This window comes from Burkholderia sp. PR2 (assembly GCF_052372875.1).
Classification (GTDB): Bacteria; Pseudomonadota; Gammaproteobacteria; order Burkholderiales; family Burkholderiaceae; genus Burkholderia; species Burkholderia diffusa.
The window spans coordinates 606,280-621,102 of sequence record NZ_JBQRWH010000001.1 but is presented as its reverse complement, the minus strand read 5'-3'; the positions used below and the strand labels follow the sequence as shown (position 1 = coordinate 621,102).

Annotated in this window: 15 protein-coding genes; 1 reads left to right on the top strand and 14 read right to left on the bottom strand. The window is 67.4% G+C overall.

Annotated elements, in window-relative coordinates; genetic code table 11:
• Positions 1–4: 4 nt before the first annotated feature.
• From ACT2FV_RS02820 to ACT2FV_RS02760, 13 genes are all read right to left on the bottom strand, one after another.
• Positions 5–1,249, bottom strand: a complete 1,245-nt coding sequence (locus tag ACT2FV_RS02820; RefSeq protein WP_444503152.1) for an NAD(P)/FAD-dependent oxidoreductase — start codon at positions 1,247–1,249, stop codon at positions 5–7.
• Positions 1,246–2,208 (bottom strand): VOC family protein, encoded by a 963-nt coding sequence (locus tag ACT2FV_RS02815; protein WP_059608463.1) that lies wholly within the window; start codon positions 2,206–2,208, stop codon positions 1,246–1,248. The genes ACT2FV_RS02820 and ACT2FV_RS02815 overlap by 4 nt, the downstream gene beginning before the upstream one ends.
• A gap of 18 nt (positions 2,209–2,226) precedes the next feature.
• Complete coding sequence (locus ACT2FV_RS02810; protein WP_124628982.1) at positions 2,227–3,717, bottom strand: aldehyde dehydrogenase; 1,491 nt, start codon at positions 3,715–3,717, stop codon at positions 2,227–2,229.
• An 89-nt stretch (positions 3,718–3,806) separates the two neighbouring features.
• The gene (locus tag ACT2FV_RS02805) at positions 3,807–4,634 is read right to left on the bottom strand and encodes an aspartate dehydrogenase (protein ID WP_059608465.1); all 828 of its coding nucleotides are present in this window, start codon (positions 4,632–4,634) and stop codon (positions 3,807–3,809) included.
• The gene (locus ACT2FV_RS02800) at positions 4,627–6,297 is read right to left on the bottom strand and encodes a thiamine pyrophosphate-binding protein (protein ID WP_151048628.1); all 1,671 of its coding nucleotides are present in this window, start codon (positions 6,295–6,297) and stop codon (positions 4,627–4,629) included. The genes ACT2FV_RS02805 and ACT2FV_RS02800 overlap by 8 nt, the downstream gene beginning before the upstream one ends.
• Positions 6,290–7,087: an SDR family oxidoreductase gene (locus ACT2FV_RS02795; protein ID WP_444503151.1), complete on the bottom strand. Its 798-nt coding sequence runs from the start codon at positions 7,085–7,087 to the stop codon at positions 6,290–6,292. The genes ACT2FV_RS02800 and ACT2FV_RS02795 overlap by 8 nt, the downstream gene beginning before the upstream one ends.
• Positions 7,084–7,941: an IclR family transcriptional regulator gene (locus ACT2FV_RS02790; RefSeq protein ID WP_124904915.1), complete on the bottom strand. Its 858-nt coding sequence runs from the start codon at positions 7,939–7,941 to the stop codon at positions 7,084–7,086. Before ACT2FV_RS02790 ends, ACT2FV_RS02795 begins: the two co-directional genes overlap by 4 nt.
• Positions 7,938–8,834 (bottom strand): alpha/beta fold hydrolase, encoded by an 897-nt coding sequence (locus ACT2FV_RS02785; protein WP_444503150.1) that lies wholly within the window; start codon positions 8,832–8,834, stop codon positions 7,938–7,940. Before ACT2FV_RS02785 ends, ACT2FV_RS02790 begins: the two co-directional genes overlap by 4 nt.
• An 18-nt stretch (positions 8,835–8,852) precedes the next feature.
• Positions 8,853–9,380 carry a cupin domain-containing protein gene (locus ACT2FV_RS02780; RefSeq protein ID WP_009692519.1) on the bottom strand — a complete coding sequence of 176 codons (528 nt, stop codon included), beginning with the start codon at positions 9,378–9,380 and terminating at the stop codon, positions 8,853–8,855.
• A gap of 33 nt (positions 9,381–9,413) precedes the next feature.
• The gene (locus tag ACT2FV_RS02775; protein WP_124628974.1) at positions 9,414–10,184 is read right to left on the bottom strand and encodes an SDR family oxidoreductase; all 771 of its coding nucleotides are present in this window, start codon (positions 10,182–10,184) and stop codon (positions 9,414–9,416) included.
• Positions 10,177–11,253, bottom strand: a complete 1,077-nt coding sequence (locus ACT2FV_RS02770) for an aromatic ring-hydroxylating dioxygenase subunit alpha (RefSeq protein WP_059608471.1) — start codon at positions 11,251–11,253, stop codon at positions 10,177–10,179. Before ACT2FV_RS02770 ends, ACT2FV_RS02775 begins: the two co-directional genes overlap by 8 nt.
• Before the next feature lie 54 nt (positions 11,254–11,307).
• Positions 11,308–11,619, bottom strand: coding sequence for a recombinase-like helix-turn-helix domain-containing protein (locus ACT2FV_RS02765; RefSeq protein ID WP_059608472.1), 312 nt, complete (start codon positions 11,617–11,619; stop codon positions 11,308–11,310).
• A gap of 1 nt (position 11,620) precedes the next feature.
• On the bottom strand, positions 11,621–11,938 hold the full coding sequence (locus tag ACT2FV_RS02760; protein WP_006758060.1) for a non-heme iron oxygenase ferredoxin subunit: 318 nt from the start codon (positions 11,936–11,938) through the stop codon (positions 11,621–11,623).
• 445 nt (positions 11,939–12,383) lie between these two features.
• Here ACT2FV_RS02760 and ACT2FV_RS02755 point away from each other — a divergent pair, with 445 nt between their 5' ends.
• Entirely contained in the window at positions 12,384–13,463 is a 1,080-nt protein-coding gene (locus ACT2FV_RS02755; protein ID WP_124628972.1) for a porin, read from the top strand.
• Between the two features lie 112 nt (positions 13,464–13,575).
• On the opposite strand, the gene ACT2FV_RS02750 is transcribed toward ACT2FV_RS02755, so the two are convergent.
• Positions 13,576–14,520 carry an IclR family transcriptional regulator gene (locus ACT2FV_RS02750; protein ID WP_151048632.1) on the bottom strand — a complete coding sequence of 315 codons (945 nt, stop codon included), beginning with the start codon at positions 14,518–14,520 and terminating at the stop codon, positions 13,576–13,578.
• Positions 14,521–14,823 lie beyond the last annotated feature (303 nt).

Here is a 14,823-nt window from a genome sequence, read left to right as displayed (position 1 = left end):
CCGGTCAGGCAAGCGGTTTGGTCGTGTCCGCCAGGGCTTCCGTATCCACAGCCCGGCCCTGGTTCATCCACTTGCGTGCGAGCTTGAGCTCGCGTGCGTTGTTGACGGCGATGACACCTCTCACATGCCCATCGCCTACGAAAAACAGCGTCGCGCGGCGCGCGGCGAGGTCGCCGCGCACGACGAGCTGCGCATCGGCCGGCAGATCGCCGAGGATCTGCAGGTTCACGTCGTACTGATCGGACCAGAACCACGGAATCTCCGCGTACGGCGCGCGCACGCCGAGCACGGCCTTCGCAGCCGCGATCGCCTGGTTCTGCGCGTTCGCCCACGATTCGAGCCGCACGCGCCGCTTCAGCCAGCCGTTGTGATGATTCGCGACGTCACCGCACGCGAAGATCGCCGGGTCGCTGGTCGCACCGAATTCGTCGACCACGATGCCGTCGTCGATCGCCAGGCCCGCGTCGCTCGCCAGCGTCGCGTTCAGCGCGAGGCCGATGCCGGCCACCGCGAAATCGGCGTCGATCGTCGTGCCGTCGGCGAGCGTCGCGCGCACCTTCGACGCGTCGTCCGGTTGCGCGTCGAGCGATGCGAGCGCCGCGCCGAGACGCACGTCGACACCGTTCGCGCGATGCAGGTCGAGCAGGAAGTCCGACACGATCTGAGGCACCGACCGTCCGCACAGACGCGGAGCGCCTTCGACGACGACCGCTTCGACGCCGAGCTTGCGTGCGGTCGCAGCGACTTCGAGGCCGATCCAGCCGCCGCCGATCACGAGCACGCGCCGGCTCGCACGCAGCTTCTCGCCGAGCGCGGCCGCTTCGTCGAGCGTGCGCAGGTAGTGCAGGTTCGGCGTCCTGACGATTGCATCAGGCAAGCGACGCGACGTGCCGCCAGTCGCGATCACGAGACGGTCGTATTCGATCTCGAGCCCGCTTTCGGTCTTCACCACGCGGCGCGCACGGTCGATCGACGCAGCGCGTTCCGGCTGCCACGCCTCGACGTTCAGCGTGTCGAATTCGTCGGGACGCACGACGCGCACCGTTTCGATGTCGGCATCGCCGGCCAGCACGGCTTTCGACAGCGGCGGGCGTTCGTACGGCAGGTGCGGCTCGTCGGCGATCATCACGAGGCGGCCCGCGAACCCTTCCGCGCGCAGCGTCTTCAGCACCCAGCCGGCGGCCTGGCCGCCGCCGATCACGACGACCGTGCCCGGCACGGCCGACGCCTGCGTGTTCGCTTCGGTCATGATTTGCGCTCCGTCATGAACTTGCCTTCCGGCGCCTTCGCGTCCTTCTGCCGGCGCGTGTTGCCGTCGAGGCCGCCGTCGACGGCCCATTCGGCGAACACGGTCGGGCCAGGTTCGAATTCGCGCGGCTGCCACTCGGGCGTCAGCACGTCTTCGTCCGCGTAGTACTCGATCAGCGCGCCGGCCGGGTTCTGGAAGTACCAGAAATACGCGGACGACACCGGGTGACGCCCCGGGCCGAGTTGCGTTTCCCAGCCGCAGCGGTCGATGTGCATGCCGCCGCCGAACACTTCGTGGATGTCCCGCACGGTGAACGCGACGTGGTTCAGGCCGCGCTTGCCATTCGGCAACGCGAGCAGGAACAGATCGTGGTGGCCGCCGTGCGGCGCGCAACGCATGAACGCGCCGCGGCCCGGATAGCGATCCGACGTCTCGAAGCCGAGCAGCTCGTGATAGAACGTTTCCTGCGCGTCGAGGCAGTTCGTGAAGAACACCACGTGGCCAACCTCGACCGGTTCCGCGCGCGGATAGATCGGGCTCGGCTGGTCGACGCGCAGCGTCTGGCCCCACACGTTCGACGGCGAGCCGGTGATGTCGAGTTCGCGCTTGCGCGTGACTTCGACGCGAATCGCCATGCCGTTCGGATCGATGCAACCCACCGCGTCGTCGTGCGCGTAATAGCCGGGCTGGCCAGCCAGTTTCGTGCGCAGCGCGTCGAGTTCCTGCTTCGTCGCGACACCCCACGTCACCTCGCGCAGCGTCGGACCCGCCTCGAACGCCGGCGGCAGCGACGGATCGTCGGCCTTGACGACCAGCACGGTGCAGCCGTTCAGCGTTTCGAAACGTGCGCGCGTGTCGTCGTGCGCGACTTCCTTCAGCCCCCAGTCGGCGAAAAAGCGCCGGCACGTCGCGAGGTCGTCGACACCGTACGTGATCTGCTCGATACCCAAGATGCTCATTACGTCATTCCCCTTCGCTCAGTTCGCCCACGGCAGCGGCGCGTCGTTCAAGCCCCAGTAGAGGCTCTTCTGCTGCATGTACTCGCGGATGCCGAGACGGCCCTTCTCGCGGCCCATCCCGCTCTCCTTCCAGCCCGAGAACGGGGTGGAGATCGAAAACAGCTTGTACGTGTTGATCCAGACGGTGCCCGTCTCGAGCGCGCGCGCAATGCGCCACGCGCGCTTGTAGTCCCGCGTCCAGATGCCGGCGGCAAGGCCGAACACGCTGTCGTTCGCCTGCGCGATCAGCGACGCTTCGTCGTCGAACGGCATCGCGACCAGCACCGGTCCGAAGATTTCTTCCTGGCAGATGCGCGCGGTGTTCGGCAAACCTTCGAGAATCGTCGGCTGGTAGAAGAAGCCGTCCTCACGCCCGTCGCCCGACGGCCGCTCGCCGCCGCACAGCAGGCGGCCGCCTTCCTCCAGCCCGAGCGCGACGTAGCGCTCCACCGATTCACGATGCTTCGCGGTGATCAGCGGGCCCATCTGCGTGTCGGGCCGCGTCGGGTCGCCCACGCGCAGCTTGCGCGCGCCTTCGACGAGGCGTTGCATGAACGTGTCGTAGATCGCGCGCTGCACGAACAGGCGCGAACCCGCGATGCACGCCTCGCCCGACGAGCTGAAGATGCCGTACAGCACGCCGTTGACCGCGTGATCGAGATCGGCGTCGTCGCACACGATCGTCGGCGACTTGCCGCCGAGTTCGAGCGACACGGGCATCAGCTTCTCGGCGGCGATGCGCGCGATGCCGCGGCCCACTTCGGTGCCGCCGGTAAACGACACCTTCTTCACGAGCGGATGGCGCACGAGCACGTCGCCGATCACCGAGCCCTTGCCCGGCAGCACGCTCAGCACGCCCTTCGGCACGCCGGCCTCCTCGCAGATGCGGGCCAGCGCGAGCGACACGAGCGGCGTGACTTCGGCCGGCTTGAGCACCACCGCGTTGCCGCCGGCGAGCGCCGGCGCGAGCTTCTGCGCGTCGGATGCGATGGGCGAATTCCACGGCGTGATCGCCGCGATCACGCCGATCGGCTCGTGCACGCTCATCGTCAGATAGTCGCCGCGCGACGGTGTCAGTTCCTCGTCGAGCGTTTCCAGGCACGCCGCGAAATAGCGGAACGTGTTGGCGGCGCTCGCCACCAGCACGCGCGTCTCGCCGATCGGCTTGCCGTTGTCGCGGCGCTGCAGGTTCGCGAGCGCCTCGTGACGCTGCATGATCAGGTCGGCGATCCGGTACAGCACCAGCGCGCGCTGGTGCGGCTTGAGGCCGGCCCAGTCGGCGCGGCGCCACGCGGCGTCGGCGGCCACGACGGCTTCGGCCGCGTCTTCCGCGTTCGCCGTCGATACTTCCATGTTCAGCGACTGGTCGGCCGGGTAGATGCTCGCGTAAGGCGCGCCGCGACCGCGCCGCCACTCGCCGCCGATCAGGATGTCGCCGTTGGGTACGAGGCTCGTATCGAATGGAGTCATGTCACAAGTCCCACTAATCTGTCTCTGCGCAGCCGCCCGCGCCGTGGCGCCGGCGGCCGTTCATTGGCCCGAATGGCTGCGTCGCACGCTCAGATCACGCAGCGGGCCGCGCGGTTGCGCAGCGCGCGGATCGCGCTGTACGCGGTCAACGCGGACGTCTTCGGGTTGTCGGGCAACGGCTTGCCGCTCATTTCGAGCGACATTTCGCCGAACGCGCCGCGTGCGGTAATGCGGTGCACGTTACGCGCGACGGCCGGATCGGCAATCAGGCGCACGCGCGTCGCGTCGAGGCCGAGGCCCGCGAGCGCGACCGTCGCCGCGACGTTCGCGTTCTTCGGATACAGCCGCGCGGCGTCGCGTGCGGTGCCCTCGAAGATGACCTTCTCTTCGGTCATCGCACGCAAGTCGCACAACGCCTCGGCAGGTGTGCCGAGCCAGCCGAGCGGCGGCTTGCGGCCGACGTACAGCACCTCGTCGAGGCCGCCCTGCTTCGCCGACGCCAACGCGTCGATTCCGCCGATCGCGCCGGACAGCAGCGTCAGCGTCGCGTCGCCTTCGTCGGCGGCCTGCGACAGCACGTCGAGCAGCGCAAGGTCGGACAGCGCGCCGATCGATGCGACCGCGCAATCGGTGCCGGCCTTCAGCAGCGGCACGACGTGATCGACGAGCGCGCCGTGGCCCGCGCATTCGAGCGCGAACTCGGGCAGGTGGGCCAGTGCATCGACCGACGATACGACCTCCACCGCGCTTCCGAGCTCACGCTGCACCGCGTCGCGCTGGTGCTCGGGCACGATCACGTGCGCGACGCGCAACGATGCATCGTGCTCGACCGCGTGATACACGGCCGCACCGATCGCGCCGAAGCCGATCATCGCGATGTCGACGGGCGCATGCCCGTGGGCGTGGTTGTTACGCATACTGCCGCTCCGACGGCGTTTCTTCCTTCTTCACCGGCGGGCCTGCGAACTGCGATGCGAACGAGCCGACCGACAGCATGTCGACCTCGACCATCACCGGCCCTTCCTTCGCCATCCCTTCGCGCACGATCGCTTCGGCCTGGTCGAGCGACGAGATCCGGTAGTGCGTGAGGCCGAAACTCGCGCAGAACTGTGCGAAATCCGGCTGGTGCAGCTGCACGAAGCAGCGGCGGCCGCCATAGTGCGCGTCCTGGATGTTGCGGATCACGCCGTAGCACTGGTCGTTCATCAGCACGATCATCACGTTCGCGTTTTCCTGCACGGCCGTCACGAGCTCGCCGACGTTGACCATCAGGCCGCCGTCGCCGACCAGGCAGACCGTCTTCGCCGCCGCGCCGGCCAGTGCCGCGCCGATGCCCATCTGGATGCCCTGGCCGATGCCGCCGCCGAGCGCATGCACGCCAGCGCGCGGTTCGAAGATTTTCAGCAGGCGGTTGCCCCACGTGCTGTTCGAAATCGTCACGTCGCGCACCCAGTTGTAGTCGCGGCCCACCGCGCCCTGCAGCGTATCGACCAGCTTCTTGTAGGGCCCGAGACCTTCCGACACGCTGGCGACGGCCTGCTCGCGCGCTGCCGCGAGATCGCCCGCGAACTGCGGATCGACGGACAGGCGGCCTTCGAGGCGATCGGCCAGCTCGGCCAGCACGCGCTTCGAATCGCCGTGCACGAACAGCTCGTTGCGATAGCCGCGGTTGTCGGCGAGCGCGTCGGCGTCGATGCGGAACAGCGGCTGCGGCAGCGCGAGCTTGTACTTCAGCGTTTCGTTGCCGCGCAGGCGCGAGCCGACCACGACGAGCGCGTCGCAGGTCTTGTAGAACGCTTCGACGGACGCATGCACGTTGAACGCGCCGAGCGTCGCCGGGTGATCTTCCGGCAGCACGCCGCGCCCCTGCACGCTCGTCACGACGCCGAAGCCGAGCTTCACCAGGCGTTCGACTTCCGCACGGGCGTGGCGCGCACCGCCGCCGATCCACAACAGCGGACGGCGCTTGGCCGCCAGCGCATCGGCGAGCTTCGCGACGCGTGCGTCGTCGTGCTCGCGCACCGCGACGTGCGCCGGCGCGAGATCTTCCGGCCACTCGATTTCGGCAGCCTGGATGTCGATCGGAATCTCGACCGACACGGGCCCCGTCGGCGCGGTCTGCGCGATGCGCACCGCTTCGCGGATCGTCGGCAGCACGGTCTCGACCGTGCGCACGCGGAACGCGGCCTTCGAGATCGCGTCGAGCATCGTGAGCTGGTCCGGCGCTTCGTGGATGTAGGCGAGATCCTGGTCGAGGTACGGCGTCTCGATCTGCCCCGTGATGTGCAGCAGCGCGGTGCCGGCCGTCAGTGCCTCGACCATCGCACCCGCTGCGTTGCCCGCCGCCGTGCCGGTGCTCGTGAACGCGACGCCGAGGCCGCCCGACACGCGGGCGAGGCCGTCGGCCATGTTCACCGCGCCCGCTTCGCCGCGCGCGCCGACATACCGGATGTTGCCGCGCGAGTTGATCGCGTCGAGGATCGGCATGTTGTGGATCGAGATGACACCGAATGCGGTTTTGACGTCGCACTGCTCGAGAAAGGCGGCAATCAGCTCGCCAACCGTGGTTTTTTTAGACATGGCGTGCAAAGCCTCCAGAAACGTCGATATGGCTGCCCGTCGTGTAGGACGACAGATGCGTTGCGAGATAAAAAAGTGCCCAGGCTGCCTCGTCAGGCTTGCCGAAGCGGTTCAGCGGGATGTTCTTCTTGCGGGCGAGCGCGCCCGTCCAGTCCTCCCAGCTTTCGCCGGCCTGCGCCTGCGCTTCGTAGCGGCGGCGCCATTGACCCGACTCGACGATGCCGATCAGGATCGAGTTCACGCGGATGCGCTGCGGCGCGAGTTCGGTCGCGAGCGACTTCACGAGGCTCAGCACACCCGCGCGCGCCGACGACGTCGCGACCATGTGCGGCTCCGGCTGCAGCGCGAGCAGCGAGTTCACGCAGGTGATCGTCGGCGCATGCGCGTCGCGCAGCAGCGGCAGGAAGGCGCGCGTCGGGCGGATGATGCTGAAGTACTTCAGATCGAGCTCTTCGCGCCATGCGTCGTCGGTCGTGTCCGCGAAGGTCGACACGCGGCCCTGGCCCGCGTTGTTGACCAGCATGTCGGCGCGGCCGAAGCGGTCGGACACGGCCTGCGCGAACGCGGCCACATCGGCTTCGTCGAGCACGTTGCAGCGCACGGCGAGCAGTTGCGCGTCCGGGTATTTCTCGCCGAGCAGCGCTTGCGCGCGCGCGAGGCGTTCGCCGTCGCGGCCGCAGATCGCGACCGACGCGCCGGCCTGCAGGAACCGTTCGGCAGTCGCGAGGCCGATGCCGGACGAACCGCCCGTCACCACCGCCACCTGCCCCGTCAGATCGATCTCAATCATCGGAGTCCTAAAGCCTTCATAAACGTGTGCTCGTCATCCGAGCGGTAATTGAGCCGCCGCGACAGTTCCGCCGCCGCGCGCTGCACCTTGTCGATCAGGCCGTCGGCGATCAGCGCCGCGTCGATCTCCGGCCGAGGCACCGTCACGGTGATGCACGCGACGATCCTCTGCGTGTCGTTGCGCACCGGCGCCGTGACCACCGAAATGCCGCGTTCGAACGACGAATTGCTGACGCCGTAGCCGCGCAGCGCATCCTCGCGGATCACTTCGTACAGCGCGTCGACCGTCTCCGGCGTCGCGCTCGTCATCCGGTTCAGCGTGCCTTCCGGATACAGCGCGCGCAGCTCATTCAACGACAGGTCGCCCATCAGCACGTGGCCGTGCGTCGTCGCATACGCGGGCAAGCGTGTGCCGACGTTCACGCGAATCGAGCTGAACACCGGCGACTGGCTCTGCGCCTTCGCGACGAACACCACGTCGCGGCCGTCGCGGATCACGATGTGCGTCGTGAAGCCGGTCGCGTCGCGCAGGCTCTCGATCACGGGCAGGCCGAGATCGGTCAGCTCGAGCGAGCTCAGGTATTCGAAGCCGAGCCGCAGTACGGCGATGCCGAGCTTGTAGTTTCGATCCTTGTCCGCGCGCTCGAGAAAGCCGAGCGATTCGAGCGTCTGCAGCAGACGGAACACCGTCGTGCGCGGAATGCCGAGCCGCTTGGACAACTCCGGCGCGCCCAGTACCGGCTCACGCGGCGAGAATTCGGCGAGGATTCGCAAACCGCGTTCGAGGCCCGGCACCACGTAGTTGGCCTCGGACTTCGCGGAGTCCGCATCCGGCTGCTGCAACGGTTCGCTCATTCCAGCCCCCGTTGACGATCGCACTGACGGCAGAACGCGTCGATCAGCGACGAATAAACCCCCGGTGCTTCCACGTAACCCGCATGACCTGCCTGCGGAATCACCTGCAAGCCGACGTGCGCTGCCGCGGCGATGCGCTCGCACGCGGCAGGCGGCGTGATCGCATCGTTCGCGCCGACCGCCACCGCCGTGCGACCGCGAAAGCCGGCGAGATCGGACGCGAGATCGGCGTTCGCGAGCAGATGCGTGGCCTGCGCATAGCCGGCCGGCACGATGCGCGCCATGTTCCAGCGCACCCACGCACGCGCATCCTCGCTCGCGAAGCCCGACAGCATGTTGCCGCTGCGCTGCTCGGCGAGTCCGGCCGGGCCGAGTTCCTCGAGCATGGCAAGGCGTGCATCGCGGCGCGTGTCGCGCGTTTCCGCGGGCGCGCTGCCGTAACCGCCCGCGGGCGAGATCAGCAGCAGGCCGGCGATCCGCGCGGGCATCAGACGGGCCAACCCGCCTGCGACGATCGCGCCGAGCGAATGCCCGACCAGCACGCAGCGTTCGATGCCGAGTGCCTCGAGCCACGCGTTCAGCGACGCCGCGTAATCGGCGGCCGCCGGCGACGCGCCGTGCACCGGGGTCGACACGCCGTAGCCTGGCGCATCCCACGCCAGGACGCGTCGCGACGCGCCGAGCGTGTCGAGCTGGCGCACCCACGATGCTGCGCCCGAGCCGATCCCGTGCAGCAGCACGACGGGCAGCGCGTGGCCCGCATGCTGCGCGCCGGCCTCGCGAAAACCGATCGTGCCCGCCGCGCCGGCCGCGCAGCACCGTTCGGGAAACTGCCCGAGCAGCGCGGCGAACGCCGCGGTGCGGTCGCGTTCACGTTTGTCGATGACACTCATTGCTTGTTCCGCCCCGTCTCAGCGCTTGATCTTCGCGAGCGGCGAATCCGGCGGATACGTCGGCGTGATGGGCTTCGGCGAACCGAGCATCACGCACATCAGCGCGTCTTCCTCGCCGATGTTGATTTCCGTGCGATACACGCCCGGCGGCACCGAGATCAGGTCGCGCTCGCCGAGGATCGCTTCCCAGGTCTCGCCGTCGCGCTCGCAGATCACCTTCATCTTGCCGCGCAGCACGAAGAAGATTTCCTCGACGTCGATGTGGATGTGGCTCGGGCCGATGTTGCCGGCCGGGATGACCATCGTCGAAAACGTGAAGTTGCCGGCCGGCACCGTGTTGACGTCCTTCGCGACGCCCGTGCCGCCCGTGCCGACGTAGCGCATCTGTGCACGGCGATACTTCGGGTCGTAGTCGGCCTGGAACTTCAGCGCATCCCAGTCGTAGCGCCGCGTCGCGTAGCGCGCGACACGCCCTTCCATCCAGTCGCCGAAGCTTGCGCCTTCCGGCTGGTCCCACGACTTGCGTTCGAGATCTGCATCCGCCATCGTCCTCTCCTTCATTCAGAGTGAAACTTCAATTCAATTCATTACGAAGCCGCCGTTGACCGGCAGCAGTTGACCCGTCACGAAGCGCGCGCCGTCCGACAGCAGGAACAGCACGGGGCCCGTCACGTCGTCGGGCACCTGCGCGCGCGTCAGCGCGCGGCCCTGCATGTAGAACGCGTGGCGCTCGGCCGGCACGTAGGCCGTCGCCTCGACTTCGGTCAGCCCCGGCGCGATCGCGTTGACCGTCACGCCGTGCGCGCCGAACTCGCGCGCCTGCGCATGCGTCATCGCGATCACGGCGCCCTTGCTCGCGACGTACGCGAGCAGCTTCGGCGCGCCCCACAGCGCGGTATCCGATGCGAGGTTCACGATCGCGCCACGGCCCGACTGCGCGAGGTACGGCAGCGCCGCGTTGCTGACGAGCCACACGCCGCGCACGTTCACGTTCATCACGGCGTCCCACGTCGACACGTCGAGTTCCGTCGACAGCTTGCCGCCGGAGTTCGTGATCGCCGCGTTGTTGATCAACGCGTCGATGCCGCCGAGCGCCGCCGCGCCCTGCGCGACGAACGCGGTGACGCTCGCCGGATCGGCGAGATCGAGTGCGAAGAAATGCGCGACGTGGCCCGCTTCGCAGAGTTGCGCGGCAAGCGCACGGCCTTCGTCGGCCAGCACGTCGCCGAACGCGACCTGCGCGCCCGCGTCGACGAGCGCCGTCACGAACGCCGCGCCGAGCCCGCGCGCGCCGCCCGTGACGAGCACGCGGCGACCCGCGAGCGACACGACCGGAGCGCGCTCAGCCATTTGCCGGCTCCGATGCGGCCTGCGCCTGCGCCGCGCGATGCGCGTCGAGCGCGGAAAGATGCTCCTGCGCACGCGTGCGCAGCATCCGGCGCACGCGCGTCATGCCGACGTCGTGCTGGTACAGGTATTCGTGATCGCGCGCATTCGGCGCGAGGCTTTCGAGGACGTAGCGGTCCTGCTCGAGCACGTCCCAGTGCAGGCCCTCGAGGCGGTTGCGGTACATGAAGCGCCACACGTCGCGCTGCCAGCCGCTGACCTTGCGGGTGCGCCAGAAATAGACCTGGCAATTGTCGCCGTCGACCGGCGTCGCGAAGCCAATGATCCCGAAATTGCCGCCCGGGCCGAACTTCTGCTTGTACGGAATCGCGAGGCGCATCCACAGGCAGCCCGTTTCGCCGAGCTCGACCCAGTCGAAGTTCACGTCGCGTTGGCCGATCTTCTCGAACATCAGGCCCGTTTCCGTCTTGCGCACGCGCATGTCGGCCTGCTTGTCGCCTTCGGCCATCGAGTGCGAGGTGGCATGCAGGTACGCGCCGTGCATCGGGTCCATCACGTTGTCGATCGCGTACTGGTAATTGCACTTCCAGTTCGACACGCACAGGAAGTGGCCGTATGCGTCGTCGACCAGTTCCTCGGGCAGGTTCAGCGGCGCCGGCTCGCCGTGCGCTTCGTCGCCGAACCACAGGAAGATCGCGCCGGCCTTCTCTTCGACCGGATAGGACTTCACGCACTTCATGCCTTCGAGCGGACAGTTCGCGACCGCCGGCACGCGATTGACGGTGCCGCCGCCGTCGACTTCGATGCCGTGATACCAGCAGGCGATGTTGCCGCCGAGGTTCCAGCCGAGCGACAGGCGCGCGCCGCGGTGCGGGCAGCGATCTTCCAGCGCGTGAACCTTGCCTTCGTGATCGCGCCACAGCACGATCTGCTCGGACAGGCGCGTAAGGCCGACAGGCGCGTTCGACACCTGCCAGCTCGGGGCGACGGGATACCAGTAGTTCTTGATGCCGCGGTCGAGATACGCGCGGACCGGGTCGTGTTGTGTTTCGTGTTGTGCGGGGGACGTCATCAGTGTGCTCCGGATGCGGTTGTCGTCGGGTCGGCAGTCACGCGGTGCGCGCGCTCATTCCGCCAGCGAGGCCATTTCGGCGCGAAAGCGCTCAGGCGTCCACGCCGTGCCGTCCGGCGCGCGAAAGCCGATGCGGTTCAGGCCCGCGACGACATCGTCCAGCTCGGTCGCCCCGCTCTCGAACACGCGTTCGAGCGCGTCGCCGAGGTCGTTTTCATATTGGGTGGGCTCGGCCTTGCGGTTCTGCCAGACCTGGTTCTCGACCTGGCCCGGGATCTCGATCTGCCCCTTGCCGGCGACGTTGTTCGGCTGCGGCGCCACCCACGGCTTCAGGAAGGGATTGAAGTTGACGGTCGCTTCTTTCATGTCATTCCACCTTGATCTGGATTTCCTCGCCGGCCAGCCGCACCGCGTACTGCTTCAGTGCGCGTCCGCCCGGACCCTTCAGGCATTCGCCCGTCTTGATGTCGAACACGGCCTCGTGCAGCGGGCATTCGACAGTGCCTTCGTCGACGAACCCCTGCGTCAGTAGCGCGTATGCATGCGGGCACACGTTCTCGAGCGCATACACCTCGTCGCCGACGCGGTAGATCCCGATTTCGACGCCGTCGGTCCGCTTGAACTCGATCGGCGTGTCTTCCGACAGCGCGCCGGCGTGCCCGGCACAAACCCATTGTTCAGACATCTCACACCTTTCCTTCTGATCGACTCTCGGTTCGCTCCGGATTTGTTCCATATCCGGAACAGCAGTTTATGGATGGTGATTATAGGAGCGACTTTCCGCGAGTAAAACAAAAAGCTGCACGTCCTAGGGAAAACACTGACCGTCGGGTCGGCGCTCACGCGCGCCGACCTCGCCAAACGAATTTTTTTGTTATATGGCGGGGATTTACCGGGTTTACGCGGGCTTCGCGCACCGAGACCGGGCATCGGTCCGAAACCCATCCGTCCCGAAAAAATTATTTTTGATCCGGTGCTGGACGCCTCTATACTCCATTCCATCAGAGGCACATTGTTCCTTATATGGAACATACGAATGCCCACTCGATGGCGAAAACGCGCGACGGCCGGCCGTTCCCGCGCGCGCCGCCACGGCAGGTTTTCATCAGGTTGGAGATTCAGGAGATCAAATGGTCAAGCATGCGGTAGCAGCAGCAGTCATCGGATTGGGCGCCGCGTCGGGCGCGTGGGCGCAGAGCAGCGTGGTGCTGTACGGCAGCATGGATGCGGGCGTCGCGTACGTGAACAACGTCGGCGGCCATGCGAAGTGGGCGATGATCCAGGGCAATACGCAGCCCGATCGGTGGGGCCTGAAGGGCAAGGAAGACCTCGGCGACGGCCTGTCGGCGATCTTCCAGCTCGAAAACGGCTTCTATACGAACAACGGCCAGTTCGCGACCGCGAACACGATCTGGAACCGCGCGGCATTCGTCGGCCTCAGCTCGGAACGCTACGGCACGCTGACGCTCGGCCGCCAGACGCCGCTGACGTTCGACTATCTCGATCCGCTCAGCACGGCCTACCTCGCCATGAGCTGGTATGCGTTCCACCCCGGCAACATCGACGGGCTCGCCGCGACCGGCAACGTGCCGTACAACAATTCGGTGAAGTACCGTTCGCCGAGCTTCGCGGGCTTCTCGGCCGCGGCGACGATGGCGCTCGGCAACACGACGAACTTCTCGACCGGCAAGTCGGTCGGCGTCGCGCTGAACTATGCGAACGGACCGTTCAAGGCGTCCGCCGTTTACTCGAACGAGCATGACCGCTCGATCCTGATCGGCACGACCGGCATCACGTCGTTCCAGGGGCAGAACACCGCGAACGGCTACATCGCGAGCAAGGTCGAGAACATCGGCGCGGGCGCGTCGTACCAGTTCGGCGACTTCCTCGTGCACGGCCTGTACACGCGCACGAAGATGCAGTCGAACGGCTTTTCGGATACGTTCCAGAGCTACGACGCGGGCGTGAACTACCGCAGCAGCGCGTTCAACACGATCGCGGGCGGCGCGGCGACCACGACGCTGGCCGGCCGCCGCTGGACGCAGGTCGAGCTCGGGGACATCTATTCGCTGTCCAAGCGCACGCAGCTGTACGCGAACGTGCTGTACGAGCACGGCTCGGGCGGCGCGAAGGCCGCGTTCTTCACGGCCGGCGCTTCGAGCACCGCGAACCAGGTGATCGTGCTGACCGGCATCCACCATTCGTTCTGAGCGGCGACGGGCGCACGCGCCCGAGGCCGGAAACGAAAAGAGCAGCCCGCGGGCTGCTCTTTTTCATTGACGATGGATGGATAACGCCGCACGACGCGGCGCGTGCGACGGATCAGAACATCGCGACCCGGTGGCGCGCGTGCGCGAACGTCGGGTCGCTTTCGAGCGGCCGGTAGTTCAGGCGCTGCGACAGGTCGACCGCCGCACCGCAAACCGCTTCGACGAGCCGCTCCTTCTCGCCGGCCTCGCCGATCTCCGAGCGCGGCACCGTCGCGGTGATCGCCGCGACGATCGCGCCCGAATGGTCGCGCACGGGTGCGGTCACGGCCGAGATGCCGCTCTCGAACGCGGCCTCGCTGACCGCGTAGCCGAGCCGCGCGTAGTGACGCACGCGCTCGTAAAGTTCGTCGACGGTGCCCGGCGTGCGTTCGGTAAATTGTTCGAGCCGCTTTTCCGGATACAGCTGACGCAACGCGTCGCGCGTGAGGTCGCCCATCAGCACGTGCCCGTGCACGGTCGCGTGCGCCGGCAGCCGCGTGCCGACGTGTACCTTCACCGAACCGAACATCGACGTGTTGCTCTGTGCCTTCGCGACGAACACGACGTCGCGCTGGTCGCGGATCAGCAGGTGCGTCGACAGGCCCGTCGCGTCGCGCAGCCGTTCGAGCACGGGTGTGCCGAGATCGGTCAGTTCCAGCGAATTCAGGTATTCGAAGCCGAGCCGCAGCACGCCGACGCCGAGCCGGAAATGGCGGTCGCCGTTCACGCGCTCGAGAAAACCGAGCGCCTCGAGCGTCTGCAGCAGGCGGAAGGTGGTCGTGCGCGGGATGCCGATGCGCTTCGACAGCTCGGGCGCGCCGAGCACGGGTTCGCGCGCCGAGAATTCGGCGAGGATCCGCAGCCCGCGTTCGAGGCCCGGCACCAGATACGACGACGCGCCGCCGGACGATTCGTCGTCGCCGGCGCCCTGCTTCGGCGCGTCGTGGTCGACGTCCTCGCCCGCAGTCGCACGCGGCGCGCTTGCCGGCTTCGCCGGCGGTTTCGATGCGCCGCTCATCGTTGGATTGACCCTCTGCACATGGACGGAATGGAAGCGTTCAAGAAAGACCCGCAATGCTTGATTATGGATTTTCGACCGGACCGGATCAACACGATCCGGCTCATGCGGCCGGCGGCCCGATGCGCCCGACCGGACCGCGGGGCCTTCATATAGCCTGATGCGATCGGAAGGATAACAGCGATAGACAGGGCTGCCCATCGGAACGTCGCCGGGTATGACGGCGGCCTGCCGGCAATGCTCGATATGCGTTCGGGTGCGTCGTGCGCGGCATCGGGCGGCATAGTCCCGACCGATGCACGA

Bases quoted from the DNA above. Each gene is read 5' to 3' on its own strand.
- ACT2FV_RS02820 (WP_444503152.1), bottom strand. From the start codon at position 1,249: ATGACCGAAGCGAACACGCAGGCGTCGGCCGTGCCGGGCACGGTCGTC.
- ACT2FV_RS02815 (WP_059608463.1), bottom strand. From the start codon at position 2,208: ATGAGCATCTTGGGTATCGAGCAGATCACGTACGGTGTCGACGACCTC.
- ACT2FV_RS02810 (WP_124628982.1), bottom strand. From the start codon at position 3,717: ATGACTCCATTCGATACGAGCCTCGTACCCAACGGCGACATCCTGATC.
- ACT2FV_RS02805 (WP_059608465.1), bottom strand. From the start codon at position 4,634: ATGCGTAACAACCACGCCCACGGGCATGCGCCCGTCGACATCGCGATG.
- ACT2FV_RS02800 (WP_151048628.1), bottom strand. From the start codon at position 6,297: ATGTCTAAAAAAACCACGGTTGGCGAGCTGATTGCCGCCTTTCTCGAG.
- ACT2FV_RS02795 (WP_444503151.1), bottom strand. From the start codon at position 7,087: ATGATTGAGATCGATCTGACGGGGCAGGTGGCGGTGGTGACGGGCGGT.
- ACT2FV_RS02790 (WP_124904915.1), bottom strand. From the start codon at position 7,941: ATGAGCGAACCGTTGCAGCAGCCGGATGCGGACTCCGCGAAGTCCGAG.
- ACT2FV_RS02785 (WP_444503150.1), bottom strand. From the start codon at position 8,834: ATGAGTGTCATCGACAAACGTGAACGCGACCGCACCGCGGCGTTCGCC.
- ACT2FV_RS02780 (WP_009692519.1), bottom strand. From the start codon at position 9,380: ATGGCGGATGCAGATCTCGAACGCAAGTCGTGGGACCAGCCGGAAGGC.
- ACT2FV_RS02775 (WP_124628974.1), bottom strand. From the start codon at position 10,184: ATGGCTGAGCGCGCTCCGGTCGTGTCGCTCGCGGGTCGCCGCGTGCTC.
- ACT2FV_RS02770 (WP_059608471.1), bottom strand. From the start codon at position 11,253: ATGACGTCCCCCGCACAACACGAAACACAACACGACCCGGTCCGCGCG.
- ACT2FV_RS02765 (WP_059608472.1), bottom strand. From the start codon at position 11,619: ATGAAAGAAGCGACCGTCAACTTCAATCCCTTCCTGAAGCCGTGGGTG.
- ACT2FV_RS02760 (WP_006758060.1), bottom strand. From the start codon at position 11,938: ATGTCTGAACAATGGGTTTGTGCCGGGCACGCCGGCGCGCTGTCGGAA.
- ACT2FV_RS02755 (WP_124628972.1), top strand. From the start codon at position 12,384: ATGGTCAAGCATGCGGTAGCAGCAGCAGTCATCGGATTGGGCGCCGCG.
- ACT2FV_RS02750 (WP_151048632.1), bottom strand. From the start codon at position 14,520: ATGAGCGGCGCATCGAAACCGCCGGCGAAGCCGGCAAGCGCGCCGCGT.